We start from the raw sequence: 14,941 nt of genomic DNA, 5'->3' as shown, positions 1-14,941 counted from the left end.
TATTTTGGGGGGAATTCTCCGAAGCCGGGAAGGATAATTTTTGCACAGAGAAATTACGATATGAAACGCGGGCACAGTTATCACCAGCCCGCCGAAAAAGAGAGAGAATCAGGATGCGGTTAAGATACCGCCAATCATCGCGCGTAATCCCTGAGCAAACGACGCTTCACGCGCCAGGTCTTCCGCTTCGATATCGGCCAGTACACCGTAGGTCAGATCCAGCAGTAAACGTGAAGTCATTGCCGTGTTGATGTCTGGGCTTATCTCGCCTTTTTGCTGGGCATCACGCATCCGCTGGGCAACAAATTCCGTGATCGTCATATGCTTATTTTTAAGCATGGCGGCGACCTGTGGGTTACGCATCCCTTCCGCCATAATTTCAACCACCAGCGCCCGTTGTCCAAAGGCTTCATGGGTGAGAGAGACAATGGACTCGACCATATAGTCAACGAAATGAATCCCTTCAATCGGTTCCCGGAAACGGGCCAGCGCCCTCTCCTGGTCCTGTAAGATAATCGCCTGAATCAAGGCTTCTTTGGAGATGAAATGGTGATAGAGCGTCCCGGGACTAATGGCGCAAGATTTACAGATGGCTTTCATCGAGGCACTGTGAAATCCATTTTCTGAAAAAATCTCTCTGGCAGCATTGAGGATCCGGGTCCGTGTCGGTTGTGCTTCAGTCTGCATGTTATCCATCATTAAACCATTATAGTTAGCGTGAATAACTAGTTTACCGCGTTGTCAGGTGAGCGCCTATCATTGCTGTTGAATAGTGCGAAGGCACACTCTATTCGTATACTTTTCACTCTGAAATTGGTTAACCAATAGCCGTGATTTGGCTGCCAGTTATTTAGCAGAGACGTTGATGAGTTTATCCCGGTAAACAACACGCACGGTTGTTTACCGGTCCGTTAGTGTATTAATTGAGCTCCTGTACCCCACCACCGGAGACGGTGAGAATTTGTCCGCTTACCCAGCTCGCAGCAGGCGAGCAAAGGAACAGCGCTGCGTTAGCAATATCTTGCGGTTGGCCCAGACGTCTGATCGGCGTGTGCTGTAACATTTTTTGTTCAATTTCTGGTGTAATAACGGATTTCAGGGCATCGGTTAATATTGCCCCCGGCGCAATGCCATTTACCCGAATATTTTTTTCACCCAGGTCAAACGCCATATTTCTGACCAGATGACTGGCCGCAGCTTTAGATGATGCATAGGAAGTCATGTTTATATTTTTATTTTCTGCCGCCATAGAAGTGATGGTCAGAATAACGCCACCGCCATTTTTTTCCATTTCTGGCGCAACAAGTTGTGACAGATGGAAAAAAGAAAACACATTCAGTTCATAAGCACGGCGAAAATCCGCCATTGGCATATCAAACGGTTTAGGTCCACCGCCACCGGCGTTGTTAACCAGAATATCAACTTTACCCAGCTTACTGATAGCAAAGTCTGCCAGTGCAGAGAGTTCCTGTTCGGAAGTAATATCACAACGGCAGGCAAATGCCTGACCACCCAGTTGTTGAATTTCGTCTACAACATGGTTAGCTGCGTCGGCGTTAATATCACTGACCACCACAGATGCGCCAGCTGTCGCGAATGTAATGGCGATTTCTTTACCAATACCTGCACCCGCACCTGTGATGATGGCGCATTTTCCGTCGAGTCTCAGGTTGTCAGAATTAAACACATAAACCTCCTGTGAACTTCAGTAAAAATAAAAGGCACCGCCTGTGTGCCACATTTTTTATCATTAACCTTGAGGAAAGGACACTACCAGGTATAGCAGATAAAGAGAGGATTATTTCGCTGCAATGAGCCGGGCGGGAATAATAAGATTGCGTGAATGCGTCTCTTCATGGGTGATTTTTTGCATCATGCGATCCGCAAGTGTGATACCAAGTTCCCGCGCTGGCGTGCTGGCCCAGGTAACAGGTATATCATCAAGTGTGGTTGGTGTCGCATCGGTAAATGCCGCCAGCGAAACCTGTTGCTCAAAGTAACGATCGACTCCGCTTTCCCCGCTTTGCCGCCCTGCTTTGAGCAAACCAAACCATGCCCCCATCGCAATAGTTTCGTTATAGCAAACCACGGCACTGATGGTCGGGTTATGACGTAAAAGCTCCGTGATAGCTTCCGCGGCTTGCTTCTGGCTGGAAGTGCACTCCAACACCCAATCGCTATGAAACGGCAGGCCAAATTTTAGTAGAGTTGCACAATAGCCCCCAACCCGTTCTGCACGGGTTAATGAGGAACTTTGCCCTCCCAGCCAGGCGATCCGCTGATGCCCATTGCGAATGAGATGCTCCGTCAACAACTGTGCAGCCTGCCTGTTGTCCGGGCGAACCGTATCAACATCATCAAGATAACTGGCACGGGAAGCGAAAATCACCGGGATAGCTTTTTCTTCTGCCATCCGTCGCAGGTCATCGCTACTTCCTGCAGCTCCGGCAATTACCACACCATCGACACCCTGATTCAGTAACAGTGAAAACCGCTGTGCCAGCTGCTCACCGTCTTTACCGCCGTGAAGCAAAAAAACCATCCGTCCCTGCGCTTCCAGAGCTTCCGTCAATCCGGCCGTCAATTCGGCGTAAAACGGCGCAGATAAATCACGGACGATCAAACCAATGACGCCGCTTTGCCCGCCGCGCAGCGCCGACGCCTGGCGATTGCGCACAAATCCCAGCTCTTCAATGGCGGCGTTAACGCGTTCTCCTGTGGCGGTAGAGATTCGCCCTTTGCCACTAAGCACCAGCGAAACGGTACTTACCGACACGCCCGCAGCCAGCGCAACATCATGAATGGTTATTTTTTTGGCGGTAGCCATGCAGATGACCTACTCCCTGATTATGTGACAGATAAAACGTTTTACCTTTTATTTATCTTATACCCGCTATTATCGTTGCGTAATGTGATTTATGCCTCACTAAAATTTGATAAAACGTTTTATCTTCTCGCGCAATTTACTGAATCCAGATTGTTCTCTACGAGGAGTCGTTTTATGACGGCGAAAACAGCACCGAAAGTCACGCTGTGGGAGTTCTTCCAGCAGTTAGGCAAAACCTTCATGTTACCCGTGGCATTATTGTCGTTCTGCGGCATTATGCTCGGCATTGGTAGTTCTCTTAGCAGCCATGATGTCATAACCCTGATCCCGGTCCTGGGCAACCCCGTGTTGCAGGCTATCTTTACCTGGAGACTATTAAGTCTTTTAACGAAGTGGCTTGATGTTGGATTTAAGTGCGGTAAGTTCTGCTATGTTGCCGCGATACGATTTGTCATGTGCAATGAACTAACGTCGTTTCGCGGTAACTTTATGCCCCACCCATGCCCCATCACACCACCCTGTCGTCTTCGATCGCACTGTTGATGAAAAACGTCACTCGCCCCATGACTTCGACCTCTTCCGCTGCAGACCCCTCCATTGTCTCGCCGTCATCGAAAATAAGTGACTTGCCCATGACCCGAGCGAACTGGGTACGACCACCACTGAGGATCAGCAACACCTGGCCCTGCACCAGTCGACTAACCGGTTCGATTACTGCAAAGCCTGATGAAGTTTCGAGAATGCGGCTGTCGATGCCAATGCCGCAAATGGTTTCAGGGCAGAGCCTGCGCTCTACATAGTCGGTAGCCGGTGAAGGGAACCCCATTACACGACCCTCCCCATGTTGCGCATCATCCAGAGACGGTTCTGGCTGTTGTCCGGCGTCTTATCGACGAAGAACTCCTGGTAGCGCTCTATCCATTCATTGGCGTCGTCCGGCGTGAAATGCCAGTTCCTGGCACGCAACTCACGGATGAAGTCATCTGTGCGTAAGCACCGGTAGCCCTTGGGGTTTAGCTGTATTGCGGCCACAAATGCGACGTGAATGTCGGAACGGCGGGGCATGATCCGCACTCCTTATTACTGTTTTTATATACAGTAGTTTTAAAGGAGGTGCAGATCAAGCGCGGAGTTGTGATTGCTGAACTAAATTCGGTACTCTTCCGGGATCTTTTCGTATGAGTCAGACCTGGACCAGACGATGTTTTCTTTGATTTTCTTCGCAGGGATTCCGGCATAGATGCAGTTCCCATCTACAACTTTAGAAACGATGGAGCCTTGACCTATTACGCTACCTGAATGAATCGTGCTTCCCTTGTTAACTCTTGAAGAATTGCCAAGCCAAACATGATCGCCAATAAGCACATCAGAAGGTTGATTGATACATTCTTTTGTCGATGCGTCGAAAATTCCATGGCCGTCACTAGTTCTTATCATGACGCCATTTGAAATCATGCAATCATTACCAATATAGATTACTTTACCATGTCCGTTTAATGCCGCGCCGCTTTCCCAGGTAGTCCCTTCTCCAATGATAACTACTGAATTATCTCTTTTAGCTACAATGGTCAATCCAGATAGATGGCAGTTATCACCAATTGAAATAAAGCAACCATTCCCGCCAGCCTGAATAACACAGCGATTTAACGTTACATTTTTCCCTATAATTACTGTGCACTCACCATCTGCTGTTATTTTCACTATCGGCCCAATAGTTTTAAGGCCTTCACCAGTATAGATTTTACCGCCTCTTCCTGTTGATATTTTAACATCACAACCTACAGACGGTTCTGGAGATATTTCTTCTGGAACAGGAAAGCGTATATGCTCGGCTACAGGGCTTAATGATTTAATTCTCTCTTTAACACCTGCAATAAAATTATCTATCATTCTTCTTCCTGAGGCATGATTTAATGAGTCAAAAGGCTCATTATGTAAGTGTGACCTCATAAAACCAAAATAAGCGGATGTGGTCAAGGGTGGTATCTCGACACCCAATAGAAGGGACATGCTGTGAAAGTTAGACAGCTTCGATTTGACAGGCACACGGCAATCCCTTGCCATTTGTCATCACGACTCGAGAGTCTCCAGTCGTATCGTTAATTCCTTAATGAGGTTTGACAACTGATCGGTTAATGCTTTCTGCCTATCGGCGTTTCTACGCTGTAGAGCCGCCTCTATCACAAGCGCCTCCTCGTATCTAATCCCGTATTTCTCACCGACAACGTAAGACTCAGCTACCAGCTTTTCATGCGCTGGTTCAGTCATTTCCCACAACTCTGGCGAAACCAGCCTGCCCTCGGCATCATAAACGGCTGGCACAACTTCATACTTCGCCGGGACGGATTCATACACAGCGGGAATGGTTTCCTCTGGGTCGTAACAGAAGAAAGCAAACTGGTGAGGATCAAGTCCATGACGGATAAACGCCTCTTGCGCACGCTGAGCAATAATGCCGACATGCCAACGGGCTCCATCGTCTCCTTTAGCCTCTATGCGGTCAATGAACTGGAACTGCACGAAATCGACTTCCGCCCAGGCATCCAGAATTTCATCGGCATAAGGCATTTGCATCAATCGCTCGTCTGATGAAACATCAAAATCAAGAGAGCCACGCGCCAGCATCACTGGTCGCGATTTTTGCCGTTCATCGGAGGTGACTGTAAACGCTGTCTGGGTATAACCGCCCGCCCATGGCAATGTATTTGTGCCTACAGAATATGTGTTGGCGGCGACCGGCTGGAGGTTGCCGGTGATACGCAGCGTAGAAAATACATCACTTACAGTCGAGGCAAAGCGCGCGAGTTCCGTGCCAAGAGCATCATCAGTGGAGCCTGAATAAAGACGAATGCCGTTTTTACTGAATATCGCGGTGGCAGTTAAATCATTGGCACCCTTTATCACGCCAATGCCAGCCTGCCAGCTTGCTGAGCTGGGGCCTGTAACATCAGTGATGGCGTGAAGAGTGCCTCCCATCTGACCGAAAGGATCGGTAACGTTATCCAGGTGCAGGCCTTTGATAATAACCTTCCCGGACCCACTCCCACCGGCAACAACACCCACAGGACAATCTTTCAGGATAACGTTGTTCAGCTTCTGGTATTTTCGGTTCAGGATGAGCGCCCGACCAGTATCCATAACAGTCAGGCCAGTGATTGTACAGGAGTCAGCATCGCCATAAACGCGATCGCTTGGACCTGATGCCGTGCTGGTGTAATACCCGTCATTTGCATGCGCTATCTGGACATTAGCCCCATGGCAATATCGCTCTTCAATCCATACGCCAGCGCCAATTTTGCCGCCGTCGCCATAGCCCACGATATTTGAATAGTTAACATGAGGCGCTTTAATGTGAAGCGTAATTACCCCGGACGGGGTGGCTTTAAAGCGGTTCTGAATTGCCGTGATATTAGAAACGTTGGCCCATGCCCCTGCCGTTCCACGACTGGCTAAATCACCAATAGGGCCCTGCTTAAGACGCACTGCCGCACCGGGCTGACCTTTGTTACCAAAGTCAGACACGAAAACATTGGATACCTGGGGAGCCAGCGACATAACGTCCACACCCGCCCATGGATTAGCAGGCTCATCAAGCTGACCGAAGTTCAGGATAATGGCATTGCTGATCTGGAAAGCGCGGCTAACAGAGCCGTTATCCTTAATGTCGATACCGTCAGCGCCAGTGTTTTCCGACCAGTAACCGTCAATGCTGCAGCCTTTATAGCCCCCGTTCTGTAACCCCATCCCATAGTGAGAACAGTTCTTCACTTTGAGATTTCTGATGTTAAGACCTTCTATGCCTGCCCCAACGATACCTTCAGTCTGTCGGACATAAGATGCCGGCGTGAAATCGCCCTGATAGTTAGCGTCGATACAGATGTTGTGCAGCCCCACTCCGTGGACTTTCGTCACCCCATTTACCAGTGGGGCTTTGGTCCACTGAATAACGGTATAAGCCGAATTAGTGGCGTACGCCTGGATCGTGGTGGAATTCCACCCCTGGCCACACAGGATCACGTTGTCGTAGGGAATACAAAGCGCGGCCACCCGAATAGTGGCGAGATCAGAGCTGTAATCAGACTCATTCATGTGAACCTGATAAAGACTCCGCGGGAAGAGGATCTTCCCACCACCCGCAGCGCTAATCTCTGCGGCCTTTTGCATGATCTTATCGGCGTTAGCTTTGGCTGTTGCTGCTCCAACGGTTCCACTTACTACTCCGAATGACTCGGCTGTGATTTCAATGCCGCCGACCAGGGATGACCCGCCCGGCAGGGCTAACTCCTGACGGAGCGCAGCATCTCCAACGTTGATGAAATGAGCGGAATCATTAACCCATGAAGCAGCATTATTGCCGGTTGTCGTATAAGGAATCGCTGTATCGGCCGTTAATTTATAAAGCTCATTCTGATAGCGAATCAGCTGGTTATAGTCAGTAACGGTCAGAGGACTGGAGGTATAGTCCCCAACAACTTTGTAGCCAGAATTCTGGATGAAATAGTTAAACCGTATTTGCTGACTGAGCAACTGAGATGAGAACGCCTGCTCCATCCCCCAGTAAGTTTTTCTGTCCCTGCCAAAACGGTCCTTCCAGATCGCTTTCGTAATGTCGTTCAGCGCATAGTCAAGATTCTGGGCGTTATCAAAAAGGTCCTTCGGATCCATGGACCCGATCGAATTTTTAGTGGCGTATGTGGTCATGCTCGCTCCGGGCATAAAAAAACCCGCCGTAGCGGGTCAGATAATTTTGATTTGCTGTTAAGCAGCGTCACCGGGGTATGTGGCGTCGTCGTAAGCGTACTTCCCTGGGTGGTACTGGATCGCTGTGACCTGGCTGATACCGTCGTTACCCGGAGATATTTCCCCGACCAGTGCGTCATACGGCACCCGGACTGATGAGCAGAAAAGCAGGCGCGGTGGCTCAATGTACGGGTCGTTCATCGCCCACAGTTCTGGCTCCAGCGCGGCGCTGTACGGTACCGAAATGGTGAAGTCGTCAATGCGTGTCGGCACTACCATTGTCGAAGCCCTGCCATCCTGATGTCGGATAATCACGCGCGGGTTTTCAAACGACCAGTCCGGGGCCTCACTGAGCGTCAAGGTGATTTTGCTGCTGTCATACTTCATATCGGTAATCAGGCAACTCAGCGTCTGGCTGCCGGGGATGTCGTCGGCCAGCACAATGCGATCCATGAACTCGTAGCAGAGCGCATCCATTTCCGTTGAGGTGGTGTGCTGCAGGCGCTGCAGTTGGTAGCCCAGCAGCCGGCGCATGCCGATGCGGTAGGCGCGGTCCTCATTAAGAACGCCGTCCAGTTTGTAATCCTCCACCTTCACTGGCGTCAGATTACCGGGCAAGCGGCACTGAACAGTTTCTTCAGCCCATGTCGTGCCATTGATATAGGTGACATCGACCCCGTCGTAATCATCCTGACTCGGCGCCTTAAACGCGGTCTGCAGTTCCTCGGTGGTTTCCTGCGGGGTGATCATGCCGACCCAGGGTTTAATCCCTTCCCTGCCGGCAGACGCCAGCCCGTCAGACAGAAGGAAATATCCCATCCCTGCGTTGGTGATCTTCTGCAGCACCTCGAGGGCTGATTTACTCTCACCGCTCGCCCAGTCGAACTTCTCCCCGCGGGGCGTCCAGTAGGTTTGCTCCAGCGCATCAATTGCCGCCGAGTCAATCTGGCTGGCCGCGAACCCCAGCGACTCCAGCACATGGTATAGCGCACCGCTGATGCTCCGCGCTGTTCTGCCGCCGCTGTAAATCCGGGTTGGTGTGACGCTAATCCGACGATCGGACATGGCCGCCAGGCGGTTCCCTGTGCGCACGGTCAGTGCCATGGTGGTGACACCATCGTACTTCGTTGGGCGCTTGCTGAGCCGGGAGCGCAGCGCCTGCCAGAAAACCTGGTCGCGTGTGCTGCCACCCTTAACTGGTTCGGTGCGGCGCATCCGTATCTCATATTGCCCGGGTGACACGTTGTAGCGATGCGTAAACCCGATCTGGTTTTCAGTGCTGCGCGAATAGAACGGAGACTGCTGCTGCCAGGTGGTGGTGCCGACCTTGCGATACTGGATCACCAGGCGTACCGGCATGGAGCGCTTGTTTCCTTTATCGGTATAACGCACCAGGCCGCTCTGGAAGTTGATGTTCACCTCGAATGCGTCCAGCGTTTCCCCGTCCGGGCAGGCCAGGAACGGGCCAACCCATTCGTAATCGTCGCTGACACCCGTTACGGTCGCATCCAACAGCGTGCGCTCAGTGAATCCAGGCCACGATGGATCCGGCGTGGTGATGGTCTCACCGCCCGGCCCAGTGGTGACCGTAAGCCGCTCCACGGTTACCGTCTGACTGTCCACATCGGTGATACGGAACTGATTGCCAGACAATCCCAGAGAGAATCGCTGAATACCCTCCAGCAGTCCGGTGAATGGCGTACCAGTGGCGCTGTTATAGGCTAGGGCGATGTGCGCCCTTACCTCCGCCGTGCCGCCCGTAGATTTCACGCCAGCCGTATTGACCGGAGCATCACCGAACACAGCAACGGGCAACGGGCTGTTCGTAATGGACCCGCCAGCATATGGGCTACTGGCCTCGACAATCTCCAGCCGCCCACTGTTATCGCGCGCGACCAGGCCGGAACCAGAGAGTTGAGAGGTGATCGAAGAAACCAGGCCTGACATGGTGACATAGTTGGTCACCAGCGATACCGGGTAAGTCGTGCCCTGCCAGCTGATGCTGAACGTCACAGGCGTGCTGCTGAAATCGTAGGTCGTCGGCGCGGCGTTAGCGGTGATGCTGGCGGCGCTACCGCCCACACCCGGCACCGGCGGAACTCCCGGGGCATAGCTGGCGATCACCAGGTCGTAGTCGTTGCCGTTATAGTTGAGAGACACCGCCATTCCGACCACCGGTGCCAGCTCCTCTACCCCGCCATAAATCACGCTGTAACCGCCGGACGACACGACCGTATAAGAGTTTGGGGCCAGCACGGTTATCACCGTTCCGACAGTCCACGACGGCGGGATTTCCTCATCCCCAGACGACGATACGTCAACCAGCGTGATGGAGTTCCCCGACACAACCAGCGCATCAGCGATAATACTGACCGTCTCCGGGCCGCTTGATCCCAGATCCAGCCCGGCGGTACCGGAGCCGGTATTGCCGACCTCTGGTGAGTTGAACCAGTTTTCGGTACGGGTATCGCCTGATACCGTGGCACCAGGCGGATAGAGGGTGTAGCGCACGTCGGTACCGAACGCGGAGATCGGCGTATTGCCTATCTTAATGTCGGACTGGTTAATCACCATGTCGCCGACACCCACACACAGGAACATGCTGGTTTCCATGCTGGTCTCGTTGACGAAACGGCTCACCGGCTGCACAACGTAATCAGGCCAGACGCGATATTTTCCGAAGATTTCCCGGATGGGGTCACCCAGTTTTGCCGCGTTCGCTTTGGCCGGGTTGAGGTCAATCTGGTCACCGCTGGCCGCCTGGGAGCCGCCACCGCCAGCCTGAGACATTGTGCTCATCATGTAGATGCTGTACGCAGCAGAGGCGACGGCTACGCTGACGGCAACCCACAGCGCGATTTCCGCACCGGTACCGTATGGTACCGGAAACATCCTGACGTCTGTTTCTCGCTTGATAACGCACAGTGGCCACTCTGCCGGCGGGACCGGGACTCCGTCGATTTCAACCGCAACCGGGTGCTGCCGATCCGGTGCCCAGTCCTTCACGTTCAGCGCAAACCAGGCGCTGAGGGTCATCGTTTCGTGCTCGTGCGTCTCCAGCGGTTCGCCCTGCAGCCGGGATGGATAGATTCGGATCGTCACTGGTAATACTCCACGCGAACAAAGCGGCGCGCAAACCGCGCCAGCGGCAGAAAAGTTACATTGGTGCGGGGATTGCACTCTGCGGCACGCAGCTGGCCGTCAATCTCGACCACGATGGCAACGTGTGTCACCACTGAACCGGAATAACAGGCGATACCCGCGCCCGGGACCGGTTCACATCGAGTCAGGCCAGCCATCAGCCCGCGCGCCTCCCGGTCGAGACCGTTATCATCCTTCGTGACTCCGGCGAAATCAGGCCACGGAGCCAGACCCAGATCGCGCCTGATTTCGTTGACGATGCCAAAGCAGTCCAGCGCGGGGTAAGCGCGCCCGCCCTTCTGCCACTCGACAGAACGGTATTTATCTGGATTGAACATGGTGATTTCCTACTGGAGGTAGCGGAGGCCCGGGAAGACAGGAAGCGTGTAACGGTAGCGCGGCCATGCAGTATCGAGAATATTGAGGAAACCGGCTTTAATCTGCACCTCAGTCGCTTTCCAGTACCCGTCTTTAATCTGGAAAACCAGAGGCGGTGCCGAAGGGAAACTCAAATCGGTTGAGATGTACTGCCGCATTATCAGCGTGCCGCTATTGAGGTTAGCCAGGGCGTTGCGTATTGCAGTGGAAACGATGCCGTCAATGTTGCTGATGACGAACTGTAGATCCTGTGTGCCATCCTTATTTCTGGCTGGCAGCGCGACGGCCATGGCAGCGGCTTCGAATTTCACCGATGTGCCAGTTTCCGTTACAGCAGTGATATCCTCGAAGTTCTCAACCAGCCAGTAAGTCTGGCCGCCGACGGCAATCTGCAGCGTGTTGAAGAGGATCTCACTGCCTCCGCTGGCATACAGCCTGTTGAGTGTTGGGCTTGTCATGCTTCCGGCCACTCCTTGTTGAGCGCGTAATCAATAATGCTCTGCCCGACGATGAACTCAGGGAAATTACCCCAGCCAGGTGGCAGGATTGGACGCTCCCACAACTCAAGGATTGCCGTGTATTTCCAGAACCCCAGGGCATACAGTACCGGACCTTCGTAGATATCCTTGAACCGGCAGACGTAGTCACCGACACCCATCGGAGTACGCATGCGCATGTTGAACCACGCTGCACCGTCAGTAATCACGTCCCTGAACCACACCTCAAACAGCTGCGCCTGGGCATCGTTAAACACCCACGAAACAGATGCCTCAGTCGGAACCGAGGTGTATTTGCGACGCTGGCGCGTGCGGCCGGATGTCATGGTGGAACGCTGCAGGGAGCTGACCGGGGTGAATCCATGCCCGGGGCGCTGGGGCATTGGCAGGTACTCATGGGGGTAATTGATGTCGGTTTGCTTACCCATTAACCGATCCTCCTTTTAGCGGTCCAGCCGCTTTGCAGACCTTTAGAGACGTTTCCTTTCCCTGAGGCAAGGTCCCCGCTTATTTGCTGGTATACCTGCTTACCACCGCGAGCCACTGCCGCTTCTACCAGGGCAATGGTTTTTTCATCCGGATTACCGTTGATCTGGATAGTTGGGCTGTAATTGAACCCGCCGCCACCACCGCCAATATCCCGGTTACTGATGACGCGACCGTTATCGCCGGGGATCATGTACTGGCTGCCATTGCTGGCTTTGAAAATCTCAGGTTTGCCACCTTCGCCCACGCGGTACATGGAACTGGCAGATACCGGGCCGCCGTGTTCGCGGGCACCGGCGACAGCTAACCCCTTAGCGGAAAGAAGAGAAGCGGCGTAAGCCGATTCACCAACAGCAGCGGCGCTGCCGTACGTGGCGATCGACGCACTCATTGCTGCAGGCGCCCAGGCTGATGCGGCAGCTGTTGCCTGGGCCATGGTGGAAGCCAGAGAAGCCGCCGTCGCTGCCTGCCCCATCACCTGGTTTTTAACCCACTGCATGCCCATCTCTACGAGACTGCTGATCACGCTGTTGATGATGGTCGAGCCGACGTTAGCCATTGCTTCCTGCAGGCTCTGGGTGCCGTCAATAAGTCCGGTGAGTGCGTTGGTTGCCCCGCTCTGCAGGCCTTCCAGCGAGGTAGCCAGCAGTTCATTGCCAGTGCTCTGATTACGATAGATTTCCCACTGGGCGGCGATACGCGCCTGCTCGTATTCAGTATCAGCTGCAGCTCGTAGCGCCAGCGCATTCTGATGGGTTAACACGCCCTGCTGCTCGTACTGCTGGATCAGTGCGAGTTTGCGCGCGTTCTCGTTTGCCAGTTGCTGCACCGGGTCAACAGTGCCAGCCGCTTCCTGCTGGGGCGTAACTGCCTGCTGAGCACGGATTTTGGCGAGGTTATTCTGGTGCGTAGCCTCCAGGCGTTCTGCGGTCTCGTTGTACTGTTCCTGACTTATTTTCTTCGCGGCCAGGGCAGTATTCAGATCCGCAACATCCTGCTTATAGCTGGCGTTTTCGCGCGCTTCCGGCAGGAGTTTTTCGGCAGCTGTTTGGGCTTTAAGCGCATTGGCTGTATCCCATTTTGCTGCAGCATAACGTCCTGCCAGTTCGAGGTCGTTTTGAGTGGCAGCGGAACCCAAAGACTGCTGGGCAGTGAGGATGGCCTGTTCACGGCTCAGTTGTTGGGTCGAGCCGGCGGCCAGTTCAGCCTGCTGTTTGAGGTCTGCCAGCTTCTGGGCAATGGATTCAGACTGCGAAGCACCTTTTTTCTGCTCGGATTGGAGTGTTTTCTGTGCCTGAGTGTTACGGTACGTCGCCGCGGCATCATCTTCCATGCGCTTGGCATGCGGATCATCTTTTGCAAATCCCGCATCCTCTGCTGCGTATTGCGCCTGCAGTCGCGCTCGCTCCTCACCCTGCAATTTTGACAGTGCCAAGTTGCGTTCTGTCTGCTTGATAAGGTTTTTCTGGCCAGCGGTGAGATTGTCCATCTCAAGGTTCATACCGGCCAAGTTGACTTTTGCCATCCCAGCCGCACCAACTAATTCCGTTAGTGGTTTCAAAAACTCGATAATCGCGTTAGTTCCGCTATCTGATGAGCTTTTGGTGTTTTGTAATTCTATGACCAATCTTTGAAGTGCTTCTGTGGATTTGGTCCGCTGCACTTCATCCATTTGCTTTACAAGTTTAAAGGCAGCTTGCTCAGAGATTGCGAACTTACTCGCAACCGAGCCAACGGTATTGCCAATGCTACTCGCTGTAGCCTGAAAGGCCTGTCCAGCGCCATAAGCCTGCTTCATTGCCTCTGTGTAGTCATCAGTGGTGATATTCAGCGAGGCAAGTCGATCACTGAACCCCTTAATTGATGCATAGCCACCTGAAAAAGCGCTGAGAGCTTTATCGCCGAAATCAATTACCGAAGCTGCTGCATCACCAATAGCCTTCGGTATCTTTGAAACAGCTGAATTATATTCAATGATGGCTTGATTGCGGAGAATGGTCGCTGCTTCTGCGTTAGTTTTAGCGAGCATTGCGTACTTATCTGACAGCGCAGCCACACCATTTTGCGAAATAGTAATGACCTTATCCATCGCCTCGGCCGCATCTTTCAGCGCATCCATGGCTGTCTTTCCGCCGTTCAAAGATGTTATTAGTGCCCCTGCTACAACCGTGCTTAGCGCAAGAACAGCACCTACTACCGCACCTCCCGGACCGAAGGCTCCAGCAAGCTGCGATCCCTGCTGAGCAAAAGCCACCAGTGCAGACTGCCCACCCTGAACCTGAACGATAAAGTCCTGCACTTGGTAGCCAGCTTGCTGCATGCTGGTTTTCCAGTTCCCATGCCCTTTTGAACCGGCATCTACACTGGTTTTCATATCGTATAGACGGCCTGTCAGCTCGCCAATTTTCTGCTTTTCTTCATCGGTGGCTTTAGAGCCAGCGCGCAACTGGGCTGCCAGCACTGCAGCGCTGCGAGCACCATTCTCCTGCGCCTCGTCCAGTATTGCCAACTGGTTACCCAATGCCTCAATGATAGATTCAGCGCGATTGAATTCGCTGTTTGCTCCCCCGGTACCGCTGCGAGCTTCTTCCATGGCGCGAGCTATGCCGCTTACATTGGTGTTCAGTTTACGCAGTTGGTTATCCATTGAATTGGCATATCCAGCCAGTTCGTTGAACGCCGATCCAGTATGGGATGTACTCTGGTCCAGGCTATCCATTCCCTTGCCAGATTGTTGAGCGGCTGCATCCAGCTTATCCAGAACATCAATGGCCTGCTTACCAGCAATCAGTAGGGGCTCGATCTCAGCGCTTACCGTATAGACGACGCTGCCAGCATTTTGTTCTTTTGCCATTGCTATCTCCGGGCAATA

General features: G+C 52.9%; 12 protein-coding genes and 1 pseudogene. 1 reads left to right on the top strand and 12 read right to left on the bottom strand.

Annotated elements, in window-relative coordinates:
- Positions 1-108 precede the first annotated feature (108 nt).
- The 3 genes from uidR to malI form a co-directional block, all read right to left on the bottom strand.
- Entirely contained in the window at positions 109-699 is a 591-nt protein-coding gene (gene uidR / locus ACU8XX_RS11600; protein WP_000969092.1) for a DNA-binding transcriptional regulator UidR, read from the bottom strand.
- 220 nt (positions 700-919) lie between these two features.
- The gene (hdhA, locus tag ACU8XX_RS11595) at positions 920-1,687 is read right to left on the bottom strand and encodes a 7-alpha-hydroxysteroid dehydrogenase (protein WP_000483353.1); all 768 of its coding nucleotides are present in this window, start codon (positions 1,685-1,687) and stop codon (positions 920-922) included.
- A gap of 111 nt (positions 1,688-1,798) precedes the next feature.
- Complete coding sequence (gene malI, locus ACU8XX_RS11590) at positions 1,799-2,827, bottom strand: mal regulon transcriptional regulator MalI (RefSeq protein ID WP_154311653.1); 1,029 nt, start codon at positions 2,825-2,827, stop codon at positions 1,799-1,801.
- Between the two features lie 174 nt (positions 2,828-3,001).
- Here malI and ACU8XX_RS11585 point away from each other — a divergent pair.
- Positions 3,002-3,196: pseudogene (locus ACU8XX_RS11585) on the top strand (PTS sugar transporter subunit IIBC); the annotation flags it as partial.
- A gap of 139 nt (positions 3,197-3,335) precedes the next feature.
- Here the strand turns inward: ACU8XX_RS11585 and ACU8XX_RS11580 are convergent.
- The 9 genes from ACU8XX_RS11580 to ACU8XX_RS11540 all read right to left on the bottom strand — a co-directional run bounded on the left by ACU8XX_RS11580 (position 3,336) and on the right by ACU8XX_RS11540 (position 14,923).
- A complete protein-coding gene (locus tag ACU8XX_RS11580; RefSeq protein ID WP_182279967.1) occupies positions 3,336-3,653 on the bottom strand; it encodes a hypothetical protein in 318 nt (105 codons plus the stop codon).
- Complete coding sequence (locus ACU8XX_RS11575; protein WP_227478993.1) at positions 3,653-3,892, bottom strand: hypothetical protein; 240 nt, start codon at positions 3,890-3,892, stop codon at positions 3,653-3,655. The genes ACU8XX_RS11580 and ACU8XX_RS11575 overlap by 1 nt, the downstream gene beginning before the upstream one ends.
- Positions 3,893-3,973: 81 nt before the next feature.
- Entirely contained in the window at positions 3,974-4,717 is a 744-nt protein-coding gene (locus tag ACU8XX_RS11570; protein ID WP_160458576.1) for an acyltransferase, read from the bottom strand.
- 180 nt (positions 4,718-4,897) lie between these two features.
- Positions 4,898-7,528, bottom strand: a complete 2,631-nt coding sequence (locus ACU8XX_RS11565) for a tail fiber domain-containing protein (RefSeq protein WP_202131997.1) — start codon at positions 7,526-7,528, stop codon at positions 4,898-4,900.
- 57 nt (positions 7,529-7,585) lie between these two features.
- Positions 7,586-10,669: a host specificity factor TipJ family phage tail protein gene (locus tag ACU8XX_RS11560; protein WP_227478994.1), complete on the bottom strand. Its 3,084-nt coding sequence runs from the start codon at positions 10,667-10,669 to the stop codon at positions 7,586-7,588.
- Positions 10,666-11,046 carry a nitrite transporter gene (locus ACU8XX_RS11555; protein ID WP_155024038.1) on the bottom strand — a complete coding sequence of 127 codons (381 nt, stop codon included), beginning with the start codon at positions 11,044-11,046 and terminating at the stop codon, positions 10,666-10,668. The genes ACU8XX_RS11560 and ACU8XX_RS11555 overlap by 4 nt, the downstream gene beginning before the upstream one ends.
- 9 nt (positions 11,047-11,055) lie before the next feature.
- The gene (locus ACU8XX_RS11550) at positions 11,056-11,544 is read right to left on the bottom strand and encodes a DUF1833 family protein (protein ID WP_227478995.1); all 489 of its coding nucleotides are present in this window, start codon (positions 11,542-11,544) and stop codon (positions 11,056-11,058) included.
- Positions 11,541-12,011, bottom strand: a complete 471-nt coding sequence (locus tag ACU8XX_RS11545) for a hypothetical protein (protein WP_227478996.1) — start codon at positions 12,009-12,011, stop codon at positions 11,541-11,543. The genes ACU8XX_RS11550 and ACU8XX_RS11545 overlap by 4 nt, the downstream gene beginning before the upstream one ends.
- Entirely contained in the window at positions 12,011-14,923 is a 2,913-nt protein-coding gene (locus ACU8XX_RS11540) for a tail protein (tape measure) (RefSeq protein WP_227478997.1), read from the bottom strand. The genes ACU8XX_RS11545 and ACU8XX_RS11540 overlap by 1 nt, the downstream gene beginning before the upstream one ends.
- Between the last annotated feature and the right edge of the window lie 18 nt (positions 14,924-14,941).

The sequence above is a fragment of the Escherichia sp. MAL-1 genome, from assembly GCF_052948035.1.
The sequence above is the reverse complement of the archived record's forward strand: the minus strand, read 5'-3'. Positions and strand labels throughout refer to the sequence as shown.